24 protein-coding genes and 1 tRNA gene are annotated in these 23,537 nt (G+C 69.6%); 7 read left to right on the top strand and 18 right to left on the bottom strand.

All coding sequences use genetic code 11. The annotated features are described in order from the left end of the window. Positions 1 to 38: 38 nt before the first annotated feature. From DNK52_RS11375 to urtA, 11 genes are all read right to left on the bottom strand, one after another. Entirely contained in the window at positions 39 to 827 is a 789-nt protein-coding gene (locus tag DNK52_RS11375; RefSeq protein WP_110241088.1) for an urease accessory protein UreD, read from the bottom strand. Positions 828 to 829: 2 nt separating this feature from the next. Further along, positions 830 to 1,618 carry an urease accessory protein UreG gene (ureG, locus tag DNK52_RS11370; RefSeq protein WP_110241087.1) on the bottom strand — a complete coding sequence of 263 codons (789 nt, stop codon included), beginning with the start codon at positions 1,616 to 1,618 and terminating at the stop codon, positions 830 to 832. Then, a complete protein-coding gene (locus tag DNK52_RS11365; RefSeq protein ID WP_239455511.1) occupies positions 1,611 to 2,303 on the bottom strand; it encodes an urease accessory protein UreF in 693 nt (230 codons plus the stop codon). Before DNK52_RS11365 ends, ureG begins: the two co-directional genes overlap by 8 nt. A gap of 7 nt (positions 2,304 to 2,310) precedes the next feature. Next, complete coding sequence (locus DNK52_RS11360; protein WP_110241085.1) at positions 2,311 to 4,014, bottom strand: urease subunit alpha; 1,704 nt, start codon at positions 4,012 to 4,014, stop codon at positions 2,311 to 2,313. Beyond that, positions 4,007 to 4,363: an urease subunit beta gene (ureB, locus tag DNK52_RS11355; RefSeq protein WP_110241084.1), complete on the bottom strand. Its 357-nt coding sequence runs from the start codon at positions 4,361 to 4,363 to the stop codon at positions 4,007 to 4,009. Before ureB ends, DNK52_RS11360 begins: the two co-directional genes overlap by 8 nt. 11 nt (positions 4,364 to 4,374) lie before the next feature. Further along, positions 4,375 to 4,677, bottom strand: coding sequence for an urease subunit gamma (locus DNK52_RS11350; protein WP_110241083.1), 303 nt, complete (start codon positions 4,675 to 4,677; stop codon positions 4,375 to 4,377). A 1-nt stretch (position 4,678) separates the two neighbouring features. Next, positions 4,679 to 5,371: an ATP-binding cassette domain-containing protein gene (locus tag DNK52_RS11345; RefSeq protein WP_239455510.1), complete on the bottom strand. Its 693-nt coding sequence runs from the start codon at positions 5,369 to 5,371 to the stop codon at positions 4,679 to 4,681. After that, positions 5,364 to 6,119, bottom strand: coding sequence for an ABC transporter ATP-binding protein (locus DNK52_RS11340; protein ID WP_110241082.1), 756 nt, complete (start codon positions 6,117 to 6,119; stop codon positions 5,364 to 5,366). The genes DNK52_RS11345 and DNK52_RS11340 overlap by 8 nt, the downstream gene beginning before the upstream one ends. Beyond that, on the bottom strand, positions 6,116 to 7,300 hold the full coding sequence (gene urtC, locus DNK52_RS11335) for an urea ABC transporter permease subunit UrtC (protein ID WP_110241081.1): 1,185 nt from the start codon (positions 7,298 to 7,300) through the stop codon (positions 6,116 to 6,118). The genes DNK52_RS11340 and urtC overlap by 4 nt, the downstream gene beginning before the upstream one ends. Then, positions 7,297 to 8,178, bottom strand: coding sequence for an urea ABC transporter permease subunit UrtB (gene urtB / locus DNK52_RS11330; protein ID WP_110241080.1), 882 nt, complete (start codon positions 8,176 to 8,178; stop codon positions 7,297 to 7,299). The genes urtC and urtB overlap by 4 nt, the downstream gene beginning before the upstream one ends. A gap of 84 nt (positions 8,179 to 8,262) precedes the next feature. Then, positions 8,263 to 9,555, bottom strand: a complete 1,293-nt coding sequence (gene urtA, locus DNK52_RS11325) for an urea ABC transporter substrate-binding protein (RefSeq protein WP_110241079.1) — start codon at positions 9,553 to 9,555, stop codon at positions 8,263 to 8,265. 268 nt (positions 9,556 to 9,823) lie between these two features. On the opposite strand from urtA, the gene topA reads away from it, so the two are divergent. Further along, positions 9,824 to 12,601: a type I DNA topoisomerase gene (topA, locus tag DNK52_RS11320; RefSeq protein WP_110241078.1), complete on the top strand. Its 2,778-nt coding sequence runs from the start codon at positions 9,824 to 9,826 to the stop codon at positions 12,599 to 12,601. A gap of 91 nt (positions 12,602 to 12,692) precedes the next feature. On the opposite strand, the gene DNK52_RS11315 is transcribed toward topA, so the two are convergent. Beyond that, positions 12,693 to 13,025 carry a hypothetical protein gene (locus tag DNK52_RS11315; protein WP_110241077.1) on the bottom strand — a complete coding sequence of 111 codons (333 nt, stop codon included), beginning with the start codon at positions 13,023 to 13,025 and terminating at the stop codon, positions 12,693 to 12,695. 233 nt (positions 13,026 to 13,258) lie between these two features. Here DNK52_RS11315 and DNK52_RS11310 point away from each other — a divergent pair, with 233 nt between their 5' ends. Continuing rightward, complete coding sequence (locus tag DNK52_RS11310) at positions 13,259 to 14,035, top strand: hypothetical protein (RefSeq protein ID WP_110241076.1); 777 nt, start codon at positions 13,259 to 13,261, stop codon at positions 14,033 to 14,035. Here DNK52_RS11310 and DNK52_RS11305 read toward each other — a convergent pair. Beyond that, positions 13,974 to 14,651 (bottom strand): class I SAM-dependent methyltransferase, encoded by a 678-nt coding sequence (locus DNK52_RS11305; protein WP_110241075.1) that lies wholly within the window; start codon positions 14,649 to 14,651, stop codon positions 13,974 to 13,976. The two genes, DNK52_RS11310 and DNK52_RS11305, sit on opposite strands and share 62 nt — an antisense overlap. Before the next feature lie 66 nt (positions 14,652 to 14,717). On the opposite strand from DNK52_RS11305, the gene tmk reads away from it, so the two are divergent. The 4 genes from tmk (at position 14,718) to DNK52_RS11285 (ending at position 18,312) form a co-directional block, all read left to right on the top strand. Next, positions 14,718 to 15,377: a dTMP kinase gene (gene tmk, locus DNK52_RS11300; protein ID WP_239455509.1), complete on the top strand. Its 660-nt coding sequence runs from the start codon at positions 14,718 to 14,720 to the stop codon at positions 15,375 to 15,377. Continuing rightward, on the top strand, positions 15,374 to 16,543 hold the full coding sequence (locus tag DNK52_RS11295; RefSeq protein WP_110241073.1) for a DNA polymerase III subunit delta': 1,170 nt from the start codon (positions 15,374 to 15,376) through the stop codon (positions 16,541 to 16,543). Before tmk ends, DNK52_RS11295 begins: the two co-directional genes overlap by 4 nt. Beyond that, entirely contained in the window at positions 16,540 to 18,090 is a 1,551-nt protein-coding gene (locus tag DNK52_RS11290; RefSeq protein ID WP_110241072.1) for an alpha/beta hydrolase, read from the top strand. The genes DNK52_RS11295 and DNK52_RS11290 overlap by 4 nt, the downstream gene beginning before the upstream one ends. A 146-nt stretch (positions 18,091 to 18,236) precedes the next feature. After that, positions 18,237 to 18,312: transfer RNA gene (locus DNK52_RS11285), tRNA-Thr, on the top strand. Positions 18,313 to 18,405: 93 nt separating this feature from the next. On the opposite strand, the gene DNK52_RS11280 is transcribed toward DNK52_RS11285, so the two are convergent. The 3 genes from DNK52_RS11280 to DNK52_RS16450 form a co-directional block, all read right to left on the bottom strand. Beyond that, a complete protein-coding gene (locus tag DNK52_RS11280; RefSeq protein ID WP_110241071.1) occupies positions 18,406 to 18,609 on the bottom strand; it encodes a hypothetical protein in 204 nt (67 codons plus the stop codon). 77 nt (positions 18,610 to 18,686) lie between these two features. Beyond that, on the bottom strand, positions 18,687 to 19,409 hold the full coding sequence (locus DNK52_RS11275) for a class F sortase (RefSeq protein ID WP_110241070.1): 723 nt from the start codon (positions 19,407 to 19,409) through the stop codon (positions 18,687 to 18,689). Between the two features lie 10 nt (positions 19,410 to 19,419). Continuing rightward, the gene (locus DNK52_RS16450) at positions 19,420 to 20,670 is read right to left on the bottom strand and encodes an ice-binding family protein (RefSeq protein WP_110241069.1); all 1,251 of its coding nucleotides are present in this window, start codon (positions 20,668 to 20,670) and stop codon (positions 19,420 to 19,422) included. Between the two features lie 172 nt (positions 20,671 to 20,842). Here DNK52_RS16450 and DNK52_RS11265 point away from each other — a divergent pair, with 172 nt between their 5' ends. Continuing rightward, the gene (locus tag DNK52_RS11265) at positions 20,843 to 21,220 is read left to right on the top strand and encodes an MmcQ/YjbR family DNA-binding protein (RefSeq protein ID WP_110241068.1); all 378 of its coding nucleotides are present in this window, start codon (positions 20,843 to 20,845) and stop codon (positions 21,218 to 21,220) included. A gap of 46 nt (positions 21,221 to 21,266) precedes the next feature. On the opposite strand, the gene DNK52_RS11260 is transcribed toward DNK52_RS11265, so the two are convergent. Together DNK52_RS11260 and DNK52_RS11255 are read right to left on the bottom strand one after the other, a co-directional pair. Continuing rightward, entirely contained in the window at positions 21,267 to 22,484 is a 1,218-nt protein-coding gene (locus DNK52_RS11260; protein WP_204163495.1) for a dipeptidase, read from the bottom strand. Positions 22,485 to 22,537: 53 nt separating this feature from the next. Next, on the bottom strand, positions 22,538 to 23,401 hold the full coding sequence (locus DNK52_RS11255) for a hypothetical protein (protein WP_110241067.1): 864 nt from the start codon (positions 23,399 to 23,401) through the stop codon (positions 22,538 to 22,540). Between the last annotated feature and the right edge of the window lie 136 nt (positions 23,402 to 23,537).

Genomic DNA, 23,537 nt, shown 5'->3' with positions numbered 1-23,537 from the left:
CACCTGCCCCCGCCCGGTCCACGGGCGAGCCGGCTTGCTCAGTCGCGCAACGCGCAGAAGATGCGATCCAGACCCGCCGCTGCGACGTGCGCCTGCTCGTCGAGGCGCCGCCAGAGCGTGTCCCCGCTGGCCAGCTCGAGGCACGTCACCCCGGGCGCGGCTGGCGGGAGGTGGGTCGCGATGGCGTCCGCGCGGACGTACGGCGGCACTGCGGGCGAGACGCTGGCCGGGTGGAACTCGCCGAAGGCTGCCACCTGGTCCAACACCCGGTGGGGCGCGAGGTCAACGCTGTCGGTCTCCTCGACGAACACGTCGGCCCCCTCGCGGCGTACGTGGTTGCGGGTCCGCAACCGGCCGGGCTCCTCGCCGTGGCGTCCCAGCACGAGCGTCTCCCGCATCAGAGCCCGGCCGCCGCGGCCCAACTCGACGTGCAGGGTGCGCGTCACGTCGGAGCCCGCCGCGGAGACCCACGGCAGGGTCTCGTGCACCACCGTGGCCCCGGCCCCGATCCGGAAGAGGGTCGACCAGCTCGCCCGGCCGCCACGCATGTCGTAGGCCACCGTCCCGCTGGTCTCGACCAACGTCAGGTGCAGTCCCGGATCCACCTCGACCTCGAGGGCCACGTCGTCCCCGGCGAGCAGCAGGGCCCGGTCGGGGACCAGCGCGACCCGGGCCGAGTGACGGGTGACGCGCTGCTGCACCGCCCGGAACGCGCCCCCACCGCCGGCGACCCGGCAGCCGCCTGTCGCGGTGGTACGCAGGGATAGCCGGGTGACCTCGACGGAGCCGGCCGCCTCCGAGCGGTGCTGGGACACGGGAGTGCCCATCGTCAGTGGGTGTGGGAGTGCGCGTGTGAGTGGGTGGGTGATTCCGCGTGGCTGTGTCCAGGGCCACCTGCGTGGCTGTGCGGCGCCATCGGGCCCGGGTCGCTCGGCACCAGTACGCCACCCGCGTGCGCGGCGAGCTGGCCGCGGACCCACGTCAGCAGCTCCTCCACGGAGGACTCGTCGGTGCGCGACAGCGCGACCACCGGACCCCCTCCGCGCGCAGCCACGGCGTCGGACTTCATCTGCACCGCATCCACCCCGACGTACGGCGCGAGGTCGGTCTTGTTGACCACCAGCAGGTCGGCGCGCTCTATGCCCGGACCCCCCTTGCGGGCCACGTCCCCGCCGCCGGCGACGTCGATCACGAAGATCTGGGTGTCGACCAGGGCAGGGGAGAAGGTGGCGGTGAGGTTGTCACCGCCCGACTCGATCAGCACCAAGTCCAGTGCTGCGCCAGCCGAGAGCACGTCGGCCTCCAGGTCCTCGGCGGCGATCAGGTTGGCGGTGATGTCGTCGCGGATCGCGGTGTGCGGGCAGGCGCCGGTCTCGACGGCGACCACGCGGTCCGGGTCGAGCACGCCGGCGGCGCGGATCATCCGGGCGTCCTCGTCGGTGTAGATGTCGTTGGTGACGACGCCGATCTCCAGGGTCGCGGCGAGCCGGGAGCAGAGCAGCATGATCAGCGAACTCTTGCCCGTCCCGACCGGGCCGCAGATGCCCAGGCGCAGGGCGCGCCGACCAGCTGCGGACGGGTGGGTGTGAGCCTGGAAATCAGCCTGGGGATCAAGCACTGAACAACCTCCTGGTGGTGTGGGCGTGACGTTCGGCGTGGTCCTCGATGACCGGCGCGTTGCGGGCAGGGATCTCCTCGGGGCACGCGAGGTCGACGACGCCGGCGACCAACCCCTCCAGAGCAGGGAAGGCGCGGACGACCCACCCGGTCGCCTCGGCCGGGTCGAGCGGGGTCAGCTTGAGGGCGGCCGCGACCACCGTCTGGATGTCGTCGTAGCCGACGATGCGCGCGGTCGTTGCCGCGTCCAGTCCGCCGACGGCCGCCAGCAGCCCCAGCACCACCGGGCGTACCGGCTCGCACGGCAGCAGCGCGACGTGTTCTGCGGCGACCAGGCGCGGAGCCAGGCGTACGAGGGCTCGGCCCATCACCCGCGAGGTGCGACGCATCGCTGCTGACGGCGTACGTACGGCCCACGCGTCCTGCACCGCCTCGAGGGAGGTGCCGCCCAGCACTGCGGCGCGGGCCACCACGGCGGTGGCGGCCTCGGTGCGGGTGACGGTCCGCAGTCGCAGCGCCACGTACGCCGGCACGTCGACGGGTCCGGCCACCAGCGCCGGCTCCAGGCCGGCCGACTGGGTGTGGCCCGCCACCGGCAGCCGGGCATCGGCCAGCAGCAGCGCCAGGGCCTCCGGGTGCAGAGGTCGCTCCGACGCCATCGGGGGGAGCAGGTCGCGGGGAGTCATCGTCGGCTCAGAAGAGGCTGTAGCGCTGCGCCAACGGCAGCTCGGTCGCGGGGGACGGGGTGACGAGCTCGCCGTCGACGGTGATCGCGAACGTCTCCGAGTCGACCTCGATGTCGGGCAGTGCCGAGTTGTTGACCATGTCGGCCTTGCCGATGTGCCGGGTCGGCGTGATCGCCGCCAGCTGGCGCCGCAGCCCGAGCCGCTCACCCAGCCCGTCGGCGATCGCGGCGGGGGAGACGAAGGTGAGCGAGTGGTCGGCCCCGGACTCCTCGATCAGGGTCGGGCGCATCAGGACCGGTTGCGGGGTCGGGATGGAGGCGTTCGGGTCGCCGAGGGCGGCCCACACCAATGCGCCGCCCTTCATCACGACCTGGGGCCGGATGCCGAAGAAGCGCGGGTCCCAGAGCACCAGGTCGGCCAACTTGCCCGGCTCGACCGACCCCACCTCGTGGCTGATCCCGTGGGCGATGGCGGGATTGATCGTGTACTTCGCGACGTAGCGGCGGGCGCGTTCGTTGTCGGCCGGTTGGCTCCTCCCGAGAGCGCCGTAACGCGCCTTCATCACGTGCGCGACCTGCCACGTCCGGCAGATCACCTCGCCGATGCGACCCATCGCCTGGGCGTCGGAGGAGGTGATCGACATCGCGCCGAGGTCGTGCAGCAGGTCCTCGGCCGAGATGGTGGTCTCCCGGATCCGCGACTCCGCGAAGGCCAGGTCCTCCGGCACGGCGGGGTTGAGGTGGTGGCAGACCATCAGCATGTCGAGGTGCTCGGCGACGGTGTTGACGGTGTGCGGCAGGGTCGGGTTGGTCGACCCGGGGATCACGTGCGGCTGCCCCGCGACCTTGATGATGTCGGGCGCGTGCCCGCCGCCGGCACCCTCGGCGTGGAAGGCGTGGATGCTGCGACCGCCGATCGCCGCGAGCGTCGACTCCAGGAAGCCGGCCTCGTTCAGACTGTCGGAGTGCAGAGCGACCTGGAGCCCGTGCTCGTCGGCCGCGCGCAGCGCCGCGTTGATCGCCGCGGGCGTCGATCCCCAGTCCTCGTGCACCTTGTACGCCGCCGCGCCCGCGAGCGCCTGCTCGGCCAGGCCGGCGGCGGAGACGGTGTTGCCCTTGCCCATCAGCAGGACGTTGACCGGCAACGGGTCCAGCGCTCGGTGGATCGCGCGCAGGTGCCAGGCGCCGGGAGTCACGGTGGTGGCCTTGGAGCCCTCGGAGGGGCCGGTGCCGCCGCCCCCGACGGTGGTGATGCCGGTGGCCAGCGCCTCGTGGATCTGCGAACGCGACAGGAAGTGCACGTGCACGTCGATCGCCCCGGCGGTGAGGATCTTGCCCTCGCCGGAGACCACGTCGGTCGACGGCCCGATCACCAGGTCAGGGTGCACGCCGTCGGCGATGTCGGGGTTGCCGGCGCGTCCGAGGGCGACGATCCGTCCGTCGCGGATCCCGACGTCGGCGCGGACCACCCCCCAGTGGTCGAGCACGACGGCGTTGGTGATGACGGTGTCCAGCGCTCCCTCGGCCCGTGACCGGGTCGACTGGGCCATCGACTCGCGGATCGACTTGCCCCCGCCGAAGACGGCCTCCTCGCCACCGACCGTGCGGTCCTCGGTGACCTCGATCCACAGGTCGGTGTCGCCCAGACGCACCTGGTCGCCCACGGTCGGGCCGTAGAGGGCGGCGTACGCCTCTCGTGAGATCTCAACCATGGATGAGCTCGCTGGCCGTGCCGCCCTGCACCTGCTCGAGCTGGATGCCGGGGACCGTACGGAGACCGCGCAGCGCCACCAGGTCGACCTCGCGCGAAGCGCCCGGTTCAAAGCGCTGCGAGGTGCCGGACGGGACGTCGAGGCGGAACCCCTCGGCAGCGACCCGGTCGAACTGCAACGCGGCGTTGACCAGCGGGAAGTGCACGTGCGAGCCGATCTGCACGGGCCGGTCGCCGGTGTTGAGCACGACGAGGGTGAGCCGTTCGTCGGGCCCACGGTCCCCGTTCAGGACGATGGTGCCCGGAGCGGTACGGATCGCCCCGGGTCCGGTGGCGGAGAAGGCAGACATCGCAGAGTTCCTCAACTGATCGGGTGGTGCAGGGTGACGAGCTTGCGCCCGTCGGGGAAGGTGGCCTCGACCTGGACGTCGGCGATCATCTCGGCGACGCCCTCCATGACCTGGTCGCGGCCCAGGACCTCACGGCCGGTCTCCATGAGCTCGACCACGGAGACGCCGTCGCGGGCCCGCTCGATCACCCAGGTGGCCAGCAGCGCGACCGACTCGGGGTGGTTGAGACGTACGCCGCGGGCCAGCCGGTCACGGGCGACCATGCCCGCGACCGACAGCAGCAACTTCTCCGTGTCCGCCGGAGTCAGGTGCATCTCACACCGCCATCGCGTCGCGGACGGTCTCGATGGCGCTGGCGCCGCCCACCCCGGACGCGGTGACCCTGCCCGACTCCAGCACGAAGTAGTCGCTGGTGGCCCGGAGCGCGAAGCCCACGTGCTGCTCGACCAGGAGGACCGAGAGGTCACCGCGTCGGGACAGGTCGGTGATGACCTGCTCGATGTCCTCGACCACGTTGGGCTGGATGCCCTCGGTCGGCTCGTCGAGGATCAGCATCCGCGGCTTGGTCAGCAGCGTGCGCGCGATCGCCAACTGCTGGCGCTGACCGCCGGACAGCAGGCCTGCGCGACGCGACAGGAGCTGGGTGAGGGCGGGGAAGGTGTCCAGGACCCCGTCGATCTCCGTGCGGTTGCCGGTCACGAGCTGGAGGTTCTCCAGTGTGGTCATCTGCGGGAAGCAGAGCTGCCCCTGCGGCACGTAGCCCAGCCCACGCCGTACCCGCGCGTTGGGCCGGAGCTTCGTCACGTCCTCGCCGTCCAGCAGCACCTTGCCGCTGCGCACCGGGAGCAGGCCGACGGCCACGCGCAGCAGCGTGGTCTTGCCGGCTCCGTTGTGCCCCATCAGCGCCGTCCCGCCGCCGGACGCGACCGTCAGGCTCACGTCGTGCAGCACCATGCTCCGGCCGTAGCCCGCAGTGACACCGACCAGCTCGAGCATCGACTCACTCATGTGACACCTCTTCAATGTTGCGTCCGAGGTAGACCTCCTGGACGCGTGGGTTCCCCTGGATGTCGGCGACCGACCCCTCCGCCAGCACCTTGCCGGCGTGCAGCACGGTGACGAAGTCAGCGTGGTTGCGCACGAAGTCCATGTCGTGCTCGATGACGACGATGGTGCGGCTCGGGGCGATCCGACGAAGCAGCTCGCCGGTCTCGTCCCGTTCCTCGTGGCTCATCCCGGCGACCGTCTCGTCGAGGAACATCACCTTCGCGTCCTGCACCAGCAGCATGCCGATCTCGAGCCACTGCTTCTGGCCGTGGGCGAGCACCCCGGCAGGACGGTCCCTGAGGTCGGCGAGGCCCACGGTCTCCATCGCCTCCTGGACGTAGTCCGGGATTCCCTTGCGCGCCCGGAGCATGCCCCACGCCTTGCGGTGCACCCCGCCGGCGATGTCGAGGTTCTGCAGGACCGAGAGCTCCTCGAAGACGGTGGCCGTCTGGAAGGTCCGACCCACACCGGCTCGCGAGATCTGGTGGGACTTCAGCGACAGCAGGTCCAGGTTGCCGTAGCGCGCACGCCCCGTCCCCTTCACCAGCCCGGTGAGCGCATCCACCAGCGTGGTCTTGCCGGCACCGTTGGGGCCGATCAGGAAGTGGATGCGGCCCTGGAGGAAGGTCACGTCGACCTCCTCGTTGGCCTTGAAGCCGTCGAAGTCGACGGTCAGCCCCTGGACCTCCACGTAGTCCTGGCCCGTCATGACTTGGTCTCCTTCGCTGCGGTGTTCCTGGGGGGTCGGCTCTCCGTGGGTCTACGCAGTGAGCCGAGCAGTCCTGCAGCGCGACGCGGGATCGAGGCCACCCCCTCCGGGGCCAGCAGTGTCACCAGGATGAACATCAGCGCGAGGACGTAGATCCACCCGTTCTCCCACTGCTCCGAGAGCGAGGAGCGGCCATATCCCAGCAGCAGCGCCCCCAGGACGGGGCCGAACAGTGTGGCGCGCCCACCGAAGGCGGCGCCGGCGATCAGGAAGATCGATGCTGCCGCGCCGATCTCCTTGGGCGAGATGATGCCCGCGATGGGCACGAACAGGGCGCCACCGATGCTCGCCATCACGGCTGCCGTCACGTAGGCGACGAGCTTGATGTTGGCCGGGTCGTGCCCCAGGAACCGGACCCGTTCCTCGGCGTCCCGCGTCGCGACGAGCAGCTCGCCGAACCGGCTGCGGTAGAGCTGCCAGACCACGAGGAGGCACAGCACCAGGAGGCCGGCCGTGATGCTGTAGATCATCCGCTTGTTGATCGGGTCGGACAGGTCGTAGCCGAAGAAGTACTTGAAGTCGCTCAGTCCGGTGTCGCCTCCGGTCAACTTGATCGTGCCGCCGATGAGGTACGCCAGGGCGACGGCCAGCGCCTGGGACAGGATGGCGAAGTACGCCCCCTTGACCCGACGCTTGAAGATCGCGTAGCCGAGCGTGCCTGCGAGCAGCACCGGGGCACCGACGACGGCCAGCAGCGTGAACGCGCCGCTGCGGAACGGCTCCCAGAAGCCTGGCAGCGGGGCCAGCGGGTCGTAGAGGATCATGAACACGGGGATCGCGTCGGGCCCGGCGGTCTCCAGGGTGAGGTGCATCGCCATGGCGTAGGCACCCAGGGCGAAGTAGACCCCCTGTCCCAGCACCAACATGCCGCCACGCCCCCACGCCAGGCCGATGCCGACCGCGACCATCGCCCAGCAGGCGTACTTGCCGAGGTTGTTCAGCCGGAAGTCGCTCAGCACCGCGGGGGCCACCAGCAGCATGAGGACCGCGAACACCCCGATGCCGATCAGCGACACCGTGTCCCGGGACAAGCGGGGCGAGGATCGAGGGAGGCGGCGACGGTCCGTGGGTGTGGCCGCCACCGGGAGGAACGGGCTCTCGACGTCGGTGGGGGTGCTCATGCCAGACCTCGCGTTCGGACGGTGAAGAGGCCGTTCGGCCTCACCTGCAGGAAGACCACGACGAGCACGAAGGTGATCACCTGGGCCAGGCTGCCCGTCGTCCAGTCGGCCAGGTACGCCGTCACCACGCCGACTGTCCAGGCCGCGATGACGGTCCCACGTAGCTGCCCGAGACCACCCGCGACGACGACGAGGAAGGCCAGGATGATGTAGCGCGTTCCCATCTGGGAGTTGGTGCCGCCGATCAGCGAAGCGGCCACGCCGCCGATGCCGGCCAAGCCGGAGCCGATGAAGAACGTCATGCGGTCGACCGATCGGGTGGCGACCCCCAGCGTCTCGGCGAGCGCACGGTTCTGCACCGTGGCCCGGATCCGCCGACCGAACGAGCTGTACTTCAGCAGCGCGCCGAGAGCGGCCAGGCACGCCACGGCGAGCACGATCGTGAACACCTGACGCAACGGCCAGGCGTAGCCCAGGACGTCGATCTGGCCGTCGAGCAGGCTCGGCTTCTCGACGGGGACTCCGCTGGGATAGTTCTGGAGGAAGATCTGCTGCAGCGCCAGGCTCACGCCCACGGTGGCCAACAGGGTGTCCAGCGGACGGTCGTACATCCACTGCAGGATCGTGGCCTCGAGGACGAGTCCGAGCAGGCCGGCGACCACGAACGCGACGGGGAGCGCCACCAGGATCGAGACGTCGGTGCTCGCAACGACCTGCTGGGTCCAGAAGGCGCAGACGGCGCCGGCGAGCAGGAACTCCCCGTGCGCCATGTTGATGACGCCCATCTGCCCGAAGGTGAGGGCGAGGCCGAGGGCGGCGATGAGCAGGAGCGCGCCGTCGGCGGTGCCGTTGAGGAACGGCGCAATCAGGGAGTCCATGGCTGGCCTCTCAGGTGAAGGGGGACGAGCGGGATGTGAGGGGCCCCGCACCGAGGTGCGGGACCCCTCACTGGTGCAGCAACGTCAGCCGGCGGCCTTCACCAGGGCGTCACGCGTCGACTCCGGGAACCAGTCGTAGCCCTTGAGGAACGGGTCCGGCTCGATCGGAGCGTCCGACGACCAGACGACGTCGAACTGGTTGTCCGCGTTGATCTTTCCGATCAGCCCCGGCTTGCTGATGTGGTGGTTCTCGCCGTCGATCACGACCTTGCCCTCGGGTGCGTCGAAGGAGACGCCGTCGGCGGCCTCGTTGATCTTGTCGACGTCGAAGGATCCTGCCTTCTCCACCATCGCCTTGTAGAGGTAGAGCGAGATGTACGCCGCCTCCATCGGGTCGGACGTCACGTCGCTGGGACCGTCGTAGGCGACCCAGTCCTTGATGAACTTCTCGTTGGCCGGCGACTCGACCGACTGGAAGTAGTTCCACGCGGCGTACTGGCCCTCGACCGAGGCGCCCATGTTGGGGGCCTCCTCCTCCGCGATCGACACCGAGATGATCGGCGTCGTCTCGGCCTTCAGCCCGGCGTCGGTGTAGGCCTTGACGAAGCCGACGTTGGACGAGCCGTTGATGGTGTTGAAGATGAAGTCCGGCTTGGCCTTGACGATCTTGGAGACCTGGGTGGTCCAGTCGTCCTTGTCGAGCGGCACGTACTCCTCACCCACGATCTCGATGCCCAGCTCCGCGGCGTACAGCTTGATGATCGCGTTGGCGGTGCGCGGGAACACGTAGTCGGAGCCGGCCAGGAAGAGCGTCTTCACACCCTCGGCCTTGAGGAACTCCATCGCCGGGAGGATCTGCTGGTTGGTCGTCGCGCCCGTGTAGTAGATGTTCTTCGACGCCTCGAGGCCCTCGTACTGGACCGGGTAGAAGAGCAGCCCGTTGTGCTTCTCCACGACCGGCTTCATCGCCTTGCGCGACGAGGAGGTCCAGCCGCCGAAGACCGCTGCGACGCAGTCGTCGGTGAGCAGCTTCTCGGTCTTCTCCGCGAAGGTGGGCCAGTCGGTCGCGCCGTCCTCCTGGACAGGTTCGATCTTCTTGCCCATGATCCCGCCGGATGCGTTGATCTCCTCGGCAGCCATCCCGAGCACGGACGAGACCGTCTTCTCCGAGATGGCCATCGCGCCGGTGAGGGAGTTGACGAAGCCGAGCTTGACGGTGTCTCCCGACACGTCGACGCAGGACTCCGCCGGCTTCGCGGCGGGCTTGTCGTCGTCGTCGGTTGCCTTGGCGCCACCGCAGGCGGCAGTGGTCAGAGTGAAGACGAGGACTGAGGCGGCCGCGAAGGCGCGGCGCCGGATGGTGGTGTGGTTGCGCACGAGTTCTTTCCCTCCCTGGGAGGCCTGTGGACCAGGCCATGCTGATGAGGAGGAATCTGGTGGCGGAGTGTTTCGCCTGCGTGACCAGATGGTCACGTTCGCGTGAGCATCTTCGGATCGAACGTGTCCTGCATCACTGTCACCGTGACAGCCCTGCGCGTCTCGTCCGACGTGCCCCGGGTCGGCCGGAGGGGCTGTGGTTCAGCCGCACGCGCTACCGTGTCGGCGATCGGCCTCGTTCGGGGCGTGTGAGAGCAAGGAATCGTCAGTGGCACACAAGTTGGTCATCGTGGAGTCGCCCACCAAGGCGCAGAAGATCGGTGAATACCTCGGCAAGGGGTATGTCGTCGAGTCCTCCATCGGACACATCCGTGACCTTCCGCAGAGTGCTGCCGACACCCCGACGGCGATCAAGGACAAGAAGTGGGGCCGACTGGGCGTCGACGTGGAGAACGGCTTCGTGCCGTACTACGTCGTTCCGCGGGACAAGAAGGCCCACATGAGCAAGCTGAAGAAGCTGCTCAAGGACGCCGACGAACTCTTCCTCGCCACCGATGAGGACCGCGAGGGTGAGGCCATCGCCTGGCACCTCCTCGACGAGTTGAAGCCCAAGGGCATCCCGGTGCGCCGGATGGTCTTCCACGAGATCACCAAGCCCGCGATCCTCGCCGCCGCCGCCAACCCGCGCGAGCTCGACATGGACCTGGTCGAGGCCCAGGAGGCGCGCCGGATCCTCGACCGCCTGTACGGGTACGAGGTCTCCCCGGTGCTGTGGAAGAAGGTCATGAGCGGCCTCTCCGCCGGCCGCGTGCAGTCGGTCGCCACCCGACTCGTGGTCGACAAGGAGAAGGAGCGGATGAAGTTCCGCATCGCCTCCTACTGGGACCTCGAGGGCACCTTCGACGGCGGCGCCGACGTCGACCCGCGGATGTTCCCGGCCAAGCTGCACTCCATCGACGCCAAGCGCGTCGCCCGCGGTTCCGACTTCACCCAGGGCGGCGAGCTCAAGTCGCCCGACGCGGTGGTGCACCTCGACCGCAAGGGCGCCGAGGCGCTGGCCGACGGGCTGTACGACACCACGTACACGGTCCGCTCGGTCGAGTCCAAGCCCTACAAGCGCTCCCCGTACGCCCCCTTCCGCACGACGACGCTGCAGCAGGAGGCCGGCCGCAAGCTCGGCATGAGCGCGCAGGTCGCGATGTCGGTGGCGCAGCGCCTGTACGAGAACGGCTTCATCACCTACATGCGTACCGACTCGACGACGATCTCGGCCTCCGCGGTCGAGTCGGCGCGCGAGCAGGTCCGGGAGCTGTACGGCGCCGAGTACGTGCCCGACAGTCCTCGCGTCTACGCCTCGAAGGTGAAGAACGCGCAAGAGGCCCACGAGGCGATCCGTCCTGCCGGTGACACCTTCCAGACGCCCGCCCAGACGGGGCTCAAGGGCGATCAGTTCCGCCTCTACGAGCTCATCTGGATGCGCACCATCGCGTCGCAGATGAAGGACGCCGTCGGCCAGTCCGTCTCCGTACGTCTCGGGGGTGCGGCCTCCGACGGCCGCGACGTGGTCTTCGGGGCCTCGGGCCGCGTCATCACCTTCCACGGTTTCCTCAAGGCCTACGTGGAGGGACTCGACGACTCCTCCAAACAGCGTGACGACCAGGAGACCCGCCTGCCTGAGCTGGTCGAGGGTGCCTCGGTCAGCTCGGCCTCCATCTCCGCGAACGGCCACGAGACCAAGCCGCCCTCGCGCTACACCGAGGCGACCCTGATCAAGGAGCTCGAGGACCGCGAGATCGGCCGCCCCTCGACGTACGCCTCGATCATCTCCACGATCATCAACCGTGGCTACGTCTACAAGAAGGGCACGGCGCTCGTCCCCGCCTGGATCGCCTTCTCAGTCATCCGCCTGATGGAGGAGCACTTCGCCCGTCAGATCTCCTACGAGTTCACCGCGGAGATGGAGTCGGTCCTCGACGACATCGCCGGCGGGCGTCGTGACCGGGTCTCCGAGCTCGACGAGTTCTACTACGGCTCCGAGCGCATCAAGGGCCTGCACCCGCTGGTCACCGGTCTGGGCGACATCGACGCCCGCGAGCTCGCGACCTTCCCGATCGGCAGCCCCGACTCGAAGATCCACCTGCGTGTCGGCCGCTACGGCCCCTACGTGGAGGAGGTCGCCGGCCCCGACGAGGACGGCACCACCGCCGGTCGCCGCGCCAACGTGCCCGACGACCTGCCGCCCGACGAGCTGACCATGGCCAAGGCACTGGAGCTGCTGGAGACACCTGCAGGCGAGGAGGCCGTGCTCGGCAACCACCCCGAGACCGGCCTGGTCGTCGTTGCAAAGAACGGTCGCTACGGCCCGTACGTGACCGAGCTGCTCCCCGAGGATGCGCCGAAGACCGGCAAGAACGCCGTCAAGCCGCGTACGAGCTCCCTCTTCAAGACCATGTCGATCGACACCGTATCGCTCGACGAGGCCGTCCAGCTGCTCTCGCTGCCGCGCGTCGTCGGCACCGACCCCGAGGGCGTCGAGATCACCGCCCAGAACGGCCGCTACGGCCCGTACCTGAAGAAGGGCACCGACTCGCGCACCATCGATTCGGAGGAGAAGCTGCTCACCATCACCCTGGACGAGGCGCTGGCCATCTACGCCCAGCCCAAGGCCCGGGGTCGTGGCGCCGCGACCCCGCCGCTCAAGGAGCTCGGCAACGACCCGGTCTCCGGGCAGCCGATCGTCGTCAAGGCGGGCCGCTTCGGTGAGTACGTGACCGACGGCGAGTACAACGCCACCCTCCGCAAGGACGACTCGGTCGAGGAGCTCACCCTCGAGCGGGCGGCCGAGCTGCTCCAGGACCGTCGCGACAAGGGCCCGGCGAAGAAGACGGCCAAGAAGAGCGCCAAGAAGGCGCCTGCCAAGAAGGCGGCCACCAAGACGAGCGCCGCGAAGAAGACGCCTGCCAAGAAGGCCACCGCCAAGAAGGCGACGGCCAAGAAGACCACCACGAAGAAGACTGCGACGAAGGCTGCCGCCAAGAAGGCCTGAGCCGACCCGGCACCACCCAGACGTAGGGCCCCGTCGGTGACGGGGCCCTACGCGTTTCTGGAGGGAGCCAGAACTGTGGAGGCGTCCTTGCTCAGGACGCCTGGGCGTGGGTCAGCCAGGACCCGGAGCCGGCCGGGTGGGCGCGACGAGCTGCGATCTCGGTCGGGGCCTTGGCCCCGGCCGGCTCCTCGATGAGCGGAGAGACCTGCACGGTGGCCGCGCCCGCGGTCACCATGAACGCCTCCAGTCGCTCCGCGCTCCAACCGCCCGGGGTGGCGAGGACGAGCTCGTCGACGAGCAGCGCCTTCCACCCGGGGCGACTGCGCAGGCCCATCAGCACCAGGTTGTGATCGGCGGCTCCGGTCGCCACCGCCGCGACGCCGTTGCGTCGGTCGGTGAAGATTGCCTTCACGGTCCACATCATCGTCGTCTCCCTTCGGTGGTGACGGTGCTCGGCGGATTGGTCCGACCGTCTGCTGGAGAGTCTGTGCGCCGGATGCGACCGGGGTGGGTCAGAAGTGTTTCGCCTGGGTGAAACATCAGTGGCCAATGTGTCGGGTGTGGCGATTTCGCTTCACTCCTCTCTCTGGACGTGTCCCAAGAACCGTCCGGTCGAGATTGAAGCCGGACGGGGTGATGTGTCGCTAGGGTCCGCTCATGACGAATGAGCAGGTCCCGGCCTCGGCAGCGGTGATGTCCGCTGGCATCGACGCGCCGAGCTCTGCTGCTCCGCGCAGCGACCGGTGGCCGCGTGGCCACCGGATCTACGGCTGGGTCCTGGCCCTCGCGGCCCTGGCCATCGCCGCGGCCTGGCTGACCGAGGGCGCCAAGCACGTGCCGTACGACTCCCTCACCCAAGCGCTGGAGAGCGGCGAGGTGACCAGGGTCGAAGTCGCCGGGATGCCGGGGATGAAGCCGGAAAGAAGCGGGTACGCCACTCTCGAAGTGCACTGGCGAGACAAGTTCCGTCCCCGGTTCGCCGAGGTGACCCAGGTCAGCTCGGAGCGACAGGAACGGAAAGCCCTCCGCAACGGCGCCGACGCGGTGGTGGTCACCGACGATCTGGTGGCCGAGTGGAAGGAGTTGCAACCGGGCCTCGAGGTGGTGGAGCGCCCCCGTCACACCGGCAGCACCGTCGGTGGGCACATCGACGAAGACGGCGGCCACCAGCTGCCCTTCTGGGCCGGGATACTGACGCTCCTCGTGTGGTGGGCCGTGTTGGTGCAGATCGTGCTCGGCCCGCAACCCCTACGTGCCACCCGGTGGGCCTGGTTCTGGTTGCTGGTCTGGGTGCCGACGCTGGCCGTGCCGGCCTACCTGCTGCTGGGTGGTCCGACCGGTCTCGGTGGGCGCCCGCGGACCAACTTCCGGGTCAGTGGCCCTCTGGTGGTGGTGGTCGCCTTCGGTCTGGGTCTCGCGCAGGCTCTGCTCTGACCGCCTGACCCACGAACCCGTACGCCCACGGGCGCGCGAACGCCGGGCCGGGGAGCAGCACCCGCTCCTCCAGCGAGTGGATCTCGAAGCCAGCCCCGGTCAGCAACCCCGGGATGTCACGACTCAGGTGGCAGCCGCCGCAGAGGGTCCGCTGGAGCGGGTCGAGTCGACGTTGCCAGCGGGCCGTGCCCGGTTCGGGGCTGAGCCCGTGCTCCAGGAAGGCCAGGACGCCGCCGGGGCGGAGCAGTCGGTGGATCTGGGTCAACGCCCGCGCCGGGTCGTCGATGGTGCAGAGCGAGAAGGTGACCAGCGCGGAGTCGTAGGTCGCGTCGGGGGCGTTGATCTCCTGCCCGTCCAGGCCGATGCGGCGCACCGGGACGGGGAAGTCCCGGCGCCGCGACTCCGAGCGCGCCCACCCCACGTCGGAGGGCTCGACGGCGTCCACGCCCGTGACCTCAGGGCCGAGGTGGGGCAGGTTGAGCCCCGAGCCGAAGCCGACCTCGAGGAGGCGCCCGGTCAGCGGGGCGCAGGCCACTCGGCGCAGTGCGCCGATCTCAGGTGCGGCGAGCGCGCTGTCGGTCAGTCGCGGCACGACGTGGTCGGTCCACCAGCCCATGGATCTCACCGTACGCCTGTGCACGCACCTGCCCCGGCCCTCACCGCTCGCCCGTAGGGTGTGGGCGTGACTTCCTCCATGCCCCCGGTCCATGCCGAGTCGGGTCTCTTCGTCTGTTTCGAGGGCGGCGAGGGGGCCGGCAAGTCGACCCAGTCCCGCCTGTTGCAGGAGTGGCTGGAGGCTGCGGGGCACACCGTCGTACTGACCTTCGAGCCCGGGGACACCCCGGTGGGGCAGCGGTTGCGCGAGATCGTCCTGGACCCGGCCACCGGCGCGCTGTCGGACCGTACGGAGGCCCTGGTCTACGCAGCCGACAAGGCCGAGCACGTCGACACCGTCGTGCTTCCGGCCCTGGCCCGCGGCGAGGTCGTCATCACCGACCGTTACGTCGACTCCGCCCTCGCCTACCAAGGGGCTGGCCGTGCGCTCAGTGCCGACGAGGTGGAGCCGATCATGCGCTGGGCCACCGGCGGGCTGCGGCCCCACCTGACCGTGCTGCTGGACCTGGCGCCGCAGGCCGGTCTGGGGCGCTTCACCGAGCGCGACCGGATCGAGGCAGAGTCGATCGACTTCCACCAGCGGGTCCGTGAGGCCTTCCTGGCCCTGGCCGCCGCTGGTGAGGAGGGGCGCTACCTGGTGCTCGACGCTCGCGCGCCGGTCGAGGAGATCGCGGCCGCCATCCGCGATCGGGTCTCCTCGCTGCTGTCTTCGGCGGTGGTCGGATGAGCGCGCCCGCTGTGCAGGCCGCCCCGATCTGGGACTCCCTGGTCGGCCAGCGCCACGTCATCGAGACGCTCGACCGGGCTGCCCGCGGCGACGGCATGACCCACGCCTGGCTCTTCACCGGCCCGCCCGGGTCGGGGCGCTCCAACGCTGCGCTGGCGTTCGCCGCTGCCCTGCAGTGCACCCGGGCCGGCTGCGGCGAGTGCCACTCGTGCCGCACGGTGATGGGAGGCACCCACGCCGACGTCACCGCCGTACGGACCGACGCGCTGGTGATCGCGGTGAAGGACGTCCGCGACCTGGTCCGCAGGGCCGCCCTCTCGCCCAACGGGGCGCGCTGGCAGGTGATCGTCATCGAGGACGCCGACCGCCTCAACGACCACGGTTTCAACGCCCTGCTCAAGGCGATCGAGGAGCCCAACGCGCGCACGGTGTGGTTGCTCTGCGCGCCGACCTCCGAGGACGTGCTGGTGACGATCCGTTCGCGCTGCCGCTCGGTCACGCTCACCACCCCGACGGCGGCCCAGGTCACCGAGTTCCTGGTGCGCAACGACCAGGTCCCCGAGACGATCGCGGCCCACGCCGCCCGGGCGAGCCAGGGACACATCGGTCGGGCCCGCGCGCTGGCCCGCGACGAGGGCACCCGCAACCGCCGCAACGAGGTGGTGCACTGGCCCGCCAAGCTGATCTCGCTGGGCTCCTGCATGAACGCCGCCGCCAACCTGATCGAGGTGGCCAAGCACGAGACCGATGCGCAGACCGCGGCGATCGAGCTGCGCGAGAAGGCAGAGCTGGACCGGTCGTACGGAGTGGAGGGTCGCGGCAAGCGTCCTCGCGAGTACGCCCCCGCGCTCAAGGAGCTCGAGGCCGGTCAGAAGCGTCGGGCCAAGCGTCGTCTGCTCGACGTGATCGACCGGGCCCTGATGGACCTGGTCTCCGTCTACCGCGATGCGATCGCGACCGGGGTGGGCGCCACGACCGCCCTGGTCAACGAGGAGATCCGCGCGGACATCGCCCAGTTGGTCAGGCGTTCGACGCCGGAGGCGCACCTGCGCCGGATCGAGGCGATCTTCACCGCCCGCGAACAGATGCTGGAGCACAACGTCGGGCCACAGATGGCCCTGGAGTCCATGATGGTCGCGCTGCGGCTCGAAGGAGAGCGTCGATGAAGAAGGCCGTGGCCCTGATTGCCGTCGCCGCCCTGGTGCTGGGCACCATCATGGGCGCGCTGCTCTTCTTCCAGCAGTTGCTCAGCAGCGACGACTCCCCGGAGCGTCCGCTGCAGGAGCAGGGCAGCTCCGCGGCCGACGTCATCGAGCCGCCCTCACCCGAGCTGGCCTCCTACTACTCCCAGCAGATCAGCTGGGAGGAGTGCGGCACGGGTTTCGAGTGCGGGTGGTTGAAGGTCCCGCAGGACTACGCAGCGCCCGAGGGCAAGCAGCTCGACCTGCTGCTGCTCAAGACGCTGGCCAAGAAGCCCGACCAGCGGATCGGCTCGCTGGTGGTCAACCCCGGCGGTCCGGGGGCTCCCGGGACCACGTACGCCGCGCAGGCCGCTTTCGCCTTCGGTGACCCGGTGCTCAGCCACTTCGACATCGTCGGGTTCGATCCCCGTGGCACGGGCCGCAGCAACCCCGTCGACTGCCTCAGCGACGACGACGTCGACGCCTACCTGAAGGCAGACCCGGCCCCCACCACCGATGCGGAGGTCGCCGAGGTCGTGGCCTGGAACAAGAAGTTCGCCCAGGGGTGCCGGGAGAAGTCCGGCGACCTGGTCAACCACGTCAGCACCGTGGAGGCGGCCAAGGACATGGACGTCCTGCGCGCCGCCCTCGGCCAGGAGCGCCTCGACTACTTCGGCGCCTCGTACGGCACCCAACTCGGGGCGACGTACGCAGAACTGTTCCCCGAGCGGGTCGGCCACTTCGTGCTCGACGGGGGAGTCGACGTCTCGGCCTCCGAGCGTGACAAGTCCTTGGTGCAGGCGGGTGGCTTCGAGACCGCGCTGCGCGCCTACATCCAGGACTGCGTCGATCAAGGTGAGTGCCAGTTGGGTGATTCGGTCGAGACAGGGCTCGAGACCCTCACCGATCTGGTCGACCGCGTCGACGCCCAGCCCATGAAGGCAGGCGGAGGACGCGAGCTCGGTGCCGGCAACGCGTTCTACGGCATCGTGATGCCGCTCTACAACCGCGACTACTGGCCCATGCTCGATGCCGCTCTCGAGAAGGCGCTGGCCAACGACGGCTCCGGTCTCCTGCAACTGGCTGACCTGTACTCCTCGCGTGGCCCGAACGGTTACACCGACAACAGCGTGGAGGCGATCGCAGCCATCCGTTGCCTGGACGACCCCAGCTTCGTGCCGGCCGAGCAGGTCCCGGACGACTTCGCCGACTTCGAGGAGGCTTCACCGACCTTCGGACGGGTCTTCGCCTGGGGGCAGCTCGGCTGCCAGTTCTTCGACCAGGACGTGCCCGAGCCGATCGAGATCGACGGTGCCGGCGCAGCCCCGATCGTGGTCACCGGCACCACCCGCGACCCCGCCACCCCGATGGTCTGGGCCGAGGCCCTCGCCGAGCAGTTGGAGTCAGGCGTCCTGATCCGGCGCGACGGCGACGGGCACACGGCGTACAACGCCGGCAACGCCTGCGTGGACGAGGCCATCGAGTCCTACCTGGTCGACGGGAAGGTCCCCGAAGACGGGCTCTCCTGCTGACCGAGTGGCGATGACGGCGGGGGCGTCCGGGCCCCGTACGTCCGGGGTGGGGTGCCGTTTTCCTCGCGCCGTCGCCTGTCCGTATACTCGTCCGCGGTTGTCCGTCAGTCCCTCGGATCCGTCCGCCGGGATACTGCGAGCACCTTGCCGCCTTAGCTCAGTTGGTAGAGCATCTCACTCGTAATGAGAAGGTCGTCAGTTCGATTCTGACAGGCGGCCCCACGCCAACAGCCCCGATCTGCACCTGTGCAGACCGGGGCTGAGTCGTTCAGGTGGTCTGGGCGCCAAACTGTCTCGATCAACTCGGGGCGGGCGTCAGCGCCAGAATCCGCCGCAGGCATCGTCCTTGTCGGAGAGCACGAACCCGAGTTCGCAGTGCAGCCCGTCGTGCCCGATCGAGGCGTCGATGAAGACGAGCGCGAACAACACGCCCAGCGCCAGGATCACGTACAACGGGATCTGCAGCGCCCGTGGAACGCCAGTGACCTGTTCGGTCCCGTCACGATCGTTGTCCCCCATGGTGCGATCCTGTCGGTCGGACAACAGATCGGCAACTGGCCCTGGGCGGACGGGGCCATGGCCCGGGCTGAGCCTGCTCAGCCGACGTGCTCGGTGTAGACGATCACATTGGACTGGTACCCGCCACGTGCCTTGTCGTACTCGCCACCGCAGGTGACCAGGGTCAGGGTCGGTCGATCCTTGGAGCCGTAGACCTCGGTGGCCGGGAAGTCGGCGTTGCGGACCGTCTCGATGCGGGAGACCTCGAAGAGTTCGTCGTCGCCGTCCGCCATGGCCACGTTGATCCGGTCCCCGGGGGCGAGCTCGCGCAGGCGGTGGAAAACGGCGGGGCCCTCGGTCGAGTCGACGTGACCGAGGATCACCGCCGAGCCGACCTCACCGGGGGTGGCGCCGAGTTCGTACCAACCGGCCTGGTCAGCGTCCTCGGGCACCTCGACCGTGCGGTCATCCTCCAGGCCGAGGCGGACCAGGTCGCTGCGCACGCCGATGGACTCGATGGTGAGAGCGGTCGGGGCGGAAACCGTGGACGCATGCCCGGCAGACGTGGGGGTGCTGTTCGCGGGGGCTGTCGTGGACGCACGGCGCTCTTCCGAGGGCTCCGGAGAGGGGTCGGTCGAAGCCGGGCCGGAGGTGGCGGGCGTACGTGCCACGGACGCTGTCGCCGCCGGGTCCTGACGGGTGAGGAGGAGGCCAGCGACGACCAGGGTCACCGAGACCACGAAGAAGCAGGCCGGAATCACCCAGCGGCGCAGGGGTGTACGCCCCGCGCCGTCGGGTGGTCCAGCTGGCGATCCGGTCATGGGTGGAGCCTCAGTGCTTGCGCGCCGGGCGCCTGCGCAACGTGGGAACAGCGATGGCGCCAGTTGCCGCGAGGCCGGCCAGGGTGAAGAGGAAGAGCGCGCTGTTGGGCAGGGTCTCCTGCGTGCCGCCGAGGCCCGTGGGCGGGTGGCCGACCGGGATGGTCGGGGTGCCCGAGGGCGGTGTCGGAGTGTCCGTCGGGGGCGTCGGCGTGCCGTTCGGGGGGCCGGGATTGCCCGCGGGCGGTCCGGCGGTGTCACTCGGCGGGGTCGGGGTGCTCGGCGGCACGGACTCCGTCGGCACGGTCGGCGTCTCCGAAGGAGTGTCGCTCGGCGACGGGACGGGAGTCTCCGAGGGACTCTCACTCGGCGTCGGAGTCGAGCTCGGGGAGTCCGACGGGGTCGGAGTCGAGCTCGGGGAGTCCGACGGGGTCGGAGTCGAGCTCGGGGAGTCCGAGGGGGTCGGAGTCGCTGAGGGGTCCACTGTCGGCGTCGGAGTCGGCGTCGCGGAGGGCTCGACCACGGCGTCGCAATTCGGCGTGCTGATCTCGTTGTTGTTCAGCGTGACCGCGCCGTTGCGGGCCAGCACGCGACCGCGTACGTCGGCGTCGTTGTTCAACGTGACGGAGGTGAGAGCCATGATCGTGCCAATGAAGTCGGTGCTCGTGCCCAGGGTGGCGGAGCTGCCGACCTGCCAGAAGACGTTGCACGCGGACGCACCGTTGATGAGCGTGACGGAGCTGGCCGAGGCGGTGATCAGGGTGGAGGCGGCCTGGAAGATGAAGACCGCGTCCGGGTCACCCTTGGCGTCCAGCGTCAGTGCGCCGGTCAGGTTCAGGGTCGGTGCGGTGTGGACACCGGAGGTGAGGGTCTGCCCAGCCAGGTCGGCGGTGACGGCCTTGGTGGTCGACCGTCCCGCTGCGTCGTTGTAGGCAGTCGTGAGGTCATCCTGCGCTGTGTTCGCCACGGCGTCGGAGATGTGCCGCGTGCCGCCGAACTTGCCGGGCGGGAAGCCGGTGATCGATGAGCCGGGGGAGAGGCCCAGGTCGCCGCTGAGGGAGGAGGGGCCGGTGTTGGTGACGGTGCTCGCGCCCATCACGGAGAAGGAGGCGACCGTGCCCAGGTCGATGGGGGCCTCAGCGGCGTTGGCGGGGCTCATGCCCGTGATGGCGATCCCGGCTGCCAGGAGTCCCGCTGCCGCGAACCCCAGTCCTGTCGACGTGCTCCGGCTGCTGCGGGCGGGGTTCGTGCGGATCTTGCTCATGCGACTCCAGATACGGGATCAACCCGCGTTGAGTGCCCTATCAGTGCTGGGCGGATCTGCCCGGACAGTCCGGTCAGGTCTCTTCATTCTCACCTATTGGTACCTAAAATGGGGTAATTCGTCACATGTGGTCACGCCTTGGTCATCGCGGTCTCCGTGGGAGAGTTGACCCATGGCTCGCGTGCAACGTCCTGAGGTACCGCTGGCATGGGTGCGGCGAATCGGTGAGGTGCTGCTCGCGCTGCCCGAGGTCGAGCAGGAGGCGGCCTGGACCGGGGTCCGGTGGCGGGTCCGGGGCAGGACCGTCGCCCACGTCTTCGGCGGTGAGGACCAACTCTTCCGGGTCACGTTCCGCGGCGAGCCGGACGAGGTCGCGGCCTTCCGACACCTGGGCGACCCCTACTTCTGCACGGGCTGGAGCAGTGACGGGATCGGTCTGGTCGTCGACGGGCAGACCGACTGGGAAGAGGTGGCCGAGTTGCTCACGGACTCCTACTGTGTCCAAGCGCCCCAGCAGTTGGCCGACCAGGTGCCGCGCCCGCCCGGCTGACCCCGAGGCCCCGCTGCGTTGACCATCGATGCTGCTGCTGGACCACCTACTGGGGCAGCACCTCGCGCAGCACCCGCAGCGTGTTGCCGCCCATGATCGCGGCGACGTCCGCCTCGCTGTGGCCGCGCTCCAAAAGCTCGTGGGTGACGGCAGCGATCTGGCTGGTGTCCCAACCCGTGGCGACGGCGCCGTCGAAGTCACTCCCGAGAGCTGCGGTCTCAAGGCCGCCGACCTCGATGACGTGCTCGATGGCGTCCACCACTGCCGTCACCGTGCGTTCGCAGACCGCGGCCTCCCAGTAGCCGATCCCCACCACACCACCTGTTTGCGCGACACCGCGGATCTGCTCGTCGCTGAGGTTGCGGTTCGTGTCGCAGGTGGCTGCCACCCCGCCGTGGCTGGAGACCACCGGACGGGTCGCCAACTCGAGGATCTCGGCGAGCGCCGGCTCGCTGATGTGGGCGACGTCGACGACCATCCCCAGCCTCTCCATCTCCGCCAGGACCTCGCGACCCAACTCGGTGAGCGCCCCCTTCTCCTCGCCGTGCATCGAGCCGGAGACCTCGTTGTCGAAGAAGTGGGTGAACCCCGCCATCCGGGCCCCGGCGTCGAACAGCTTGGCCAGGTTGTCCGCGTCGCCCTCGAGGTTCTGCAGGCCCTCCACCGAGAACATCGCCCCGGTCACCTGCTCACCCGCGCCGCGGGCGGCCAGCAGGTCGTCGAGGTCGCCCTTCGTACGCACGAGTTGCAGGCGACCGTCGGAGTCCCGGGCGGCCTGGTCGAGCTTGTCGGCATGGTGGAGCGAACGCTCCAGCAGCGAGCGCCAGGTGCGCAACGGCTGTCGCTGGGCGATCGCGAGCAGGGTGATGTTGTCGGAGTCGGCGCTGGTGGAGTCGACGTTCATGCCGCGCGGCGACTTCGAGACCGACGAGAAGACCTGGAGAGCCACGTTGCCCTCCTGCAACCGGGGCAGGTCGACGTGTCCGCGTGAGCCCCGCTCCAACAGGTCCCGGTCCCACATCAGGGTGTCGGCGTGCATGTCGACGACCGTGATCCGGTCGTGCACCGCACGACTCTGCGCGCTCACCTCGGGCAACTCTGCGGGGACGACCTTGTTGAGTGACCGTTCGACCACTCCCGGCACGACGGTGAAGAGCGCGACGACAACGAGCACCAGCACCAGCCCAACGCCGATCGCGGTACGCCTGACCCACACACGCCTGGTCGGTCGGGGCGCAGGGTCAGGGTCCACGGGGCTGGTCATGGCGGGAGTCTAGGGAGCCCAAGGCTCTCCCGGACTCCCCATCCATGTCAGCGTCAACGGCGCACGGGGATCGGCACCAGAGGTCGCCTGAACCGCCGGGCGCCGCTGTTCTCGCGTGCCTTGGCGCCGGGGGCGCCGGCGAATCGGGCTCCGGTGAGGGGGAGGTCGTTGATCGGCGGCAACGCGAACTCCTCGTCCTCGTACGCCGCGCGCGCCTCGGCCTCCGCGAGGGCTGCGGCGCGTTCGGCCAGGGTGGTGGCGCGGGCGAGGTCGTGCGGAGCGAGCGCTGCCTGCGTCCCGACGACGTCGCTCACCAGTGCGGTGGCGTCGAGCCGCTGGGTGTCGACCGAGAGGACCAGGCAGTGAGCTCCCAGCGGGCTCAGGATCAGCGTGCCGCGGGCGAATCCCAGCCAGACACAGGTCTCGCGCAGGTCGGCTCCGATGCCCCCGAGGATCCCGAGGGCACGCAACCCGACCTGCCCCAGGGCGGCGGCGGCCGGGGCCGCGTCGGTGTGCAGGAGTGGGAGATCCCGGCGGACCACCGCAGCCCAGCGGACCGAGTCGGCCGACTCGAGGGTCTGCAGGCAGGAGTCGACGACCTCGTCGACCTCGCCCGGCGCAGCGGCCTCGGTGGCTGTGGAGGAGGGGGCGGTCGAGCGGAGCACCTGACCGCGCAGGCGGCAGTCTCCGGCCAGGTCCCAGCCGATCTCCGCGATGACGATGGTGCTGCCGGTGGTCTCGACGTGGGAGAGGTCGCCGAGGTCCAGGACGTCTCCCAGGGCCTTGGCGAGTCGGCAGACGTAGCGCAGTGAGGCCGCCAGCAGGCCGCCGTGACCGTCGTCGCCCAGCATGGCTGCATCGACCCCGAGGGAGAAGGTGGTGTCCGGCGTGGAATCAGGTTCGGTGGTGGGGGGCACTGTTCCTCCTGGCGGTCGGGCGGGGAAGCCGCTGAGTGAACTGTGCGGCACCAGCGCGCACGAACTACTGCTTCTCACACAGAGTTCACACAGCTGCACCCTGGTTAACCTGCCGGACACGAGACGCGATCCCTGG

Origin of the sequence: Nocardioides gilvus (genome assembly GCF_003194605.1) — a bacterium.
In the GTDB taxonomy this organism is placed as follows: Bacteria; Actinomycetota; Actinomycetes; order Propionibacteriales; family Nocardioidaceae; genus Nocardioides; species Nocardioides gilvus.
The sequence above is the reverse complement of the archived record's forward strand: the minus strand, read 5'-3'. Positions and strand labels throughout refer to the sequence as shown.

What these genes read in the sequence shown, in the direction of transcription:
- DNK52_RS11290 (WP_110241072.1), top strand. Translation starts at nt 16,540, where the DNA reads ATGAAGAAGGCCGTGGCCCTGATTGCCGTCGCCGCCCTGGTGCTGGGC.
- DNK52_RS11340 (WP_110241082.1), bottom strand. Translation starts at nt 6,119, where the DNA reads ATGACGGGCCAGGACTACGTGGAGGTCCAGGGGCTGACCGTCGACTTC.
- urtB (WP_110241080.1), bottom strand. Translation starts at nt 8,178, where the DNA reads ATGGACTCCCTGATTGCGCCGTTCCTCAACGGCACCGCCGACGGCGCG.
- DNK52_RS11295 (WP_110241073.1), top strand. Translation starts at nt 15,374, where the DNA reads ATGAGCGCGCCCGCTGTGCAGGCCGCCCCGATCTGGGACTCCCTGGTC.
- DNK52_RS11310 (WP_110241076.1), top strand. Translation starts at nt 13,259, where the DNA reads ATGACGAATGAGCAGGTCCCGGCCTCGGCAGCGGTGATGTCCGCTGGC.
- DNK52_RS11345 (WP_239455510.1), bottom strand. Translation starts at nt 5,371, where the DNA reads ATGAGTGAGTCGATGCTCGAGCTGGTCGGTGTCACTGCGGGCTACGGC.
- DNK52_RS11360 (WP_110241085.1), bottom strand. Translation starts at nt 4,014, where the DNA reads ATGGTTGAGATCTCACGAGAGGCGTACGCCGCCCTCTACGGCCCGACC.
- DNK52_RS11275 (WP_110241070.1), bottom strand. Translation starts at nt 19,409, where the DNA reads ATGACCGGATCGCCAGCTGGACCACCCGACGGCGCGGGGCGTACACCC.
- urtC (WP_110241081.1), bottom strand. Translation starts at nt 7,300, where the DNA reads ATGAGCACCCCCACCGACGTCGAGAGCCCGTTCCTCCCGGTGGCGGCC.
- DNK52_RS16450 (WP_110241069.1), bottom strand. Translation starts at nt 20,670, where the DNA reads ATGAGCAAGATCCGCACGAACCCCGCCCGCAGCAGCCGGAGCACGTCG.
- DNK52_RS11260 (WP_204163495.1), bottom strand. Translation starts at nt 22,484, where the DNA reads ATGACCAGCCCCGTGGACCCTGACCCTGCGCCCCGACCGACCAGGCGT.
- DNK52_RS11265 (WP_110241068.1), top strand. Translation starts at nt 20,843, where the DNA reads ATGGCTCGCGTGCAACGTCCTGAGGTACCGCTGGCATGGGTGCGGCGA.
- DNK52_RS11305 (WP_110241075.1), bottom strand. Translation starts at nt 14,651, where the DNA reads ATGGGCTGGTGGACCGACCACGTCGTGCCGCGACTGACCGACAGCGCG.
- ureB (WP_110241084.1), bottom strand. Translation starts at nt 4,363, where the DNA reads ATGTCTGCCTTCTCCGCCACCGGACCCGGGGCGATCCGTACCGCTCCG.
- DNK52_RS11365 (WP_239455511.1), bottom strand. Translation starts at nt 2,303, where the DNA reads ATGACTCCCCGCGACCTGCTCCCCCCGATGGCGTCGGAGCGACCTCTG.
- DNK52_RS11375 (WP_110241088.1), bottom strand. Translation starts at nt 827, where the DNA reads ATGGGCACTCCCGTGTCCCAGCACCGCTCGGAGGCGGCCGGCTCCGTC.
- DNK52_RS11315 (WP_110241077.1), bottom strand. Translation starts at nt 13,025, where the DNA reads ATGATGTGGACCGTGAAGGCAATCTTCACCGACCGACGCAACGGCGTC.
- DNK52_RS11350 (WP_110241083.1), bottom strand. Translation starts at nt 4,677, where the DNA reads ATGCACCTGACTCCGGCGGACACGGAGAAGTTGCTGCTGTCGGTCGCG.
- DNK52_RS11280 (WP_110241071.1), bottom strand. Translation starts at nt 18,609, where the DNA reads ATGGGGGACAACGATCGTGACGGGACCGAACAGGTCACTGGCGTTCCA.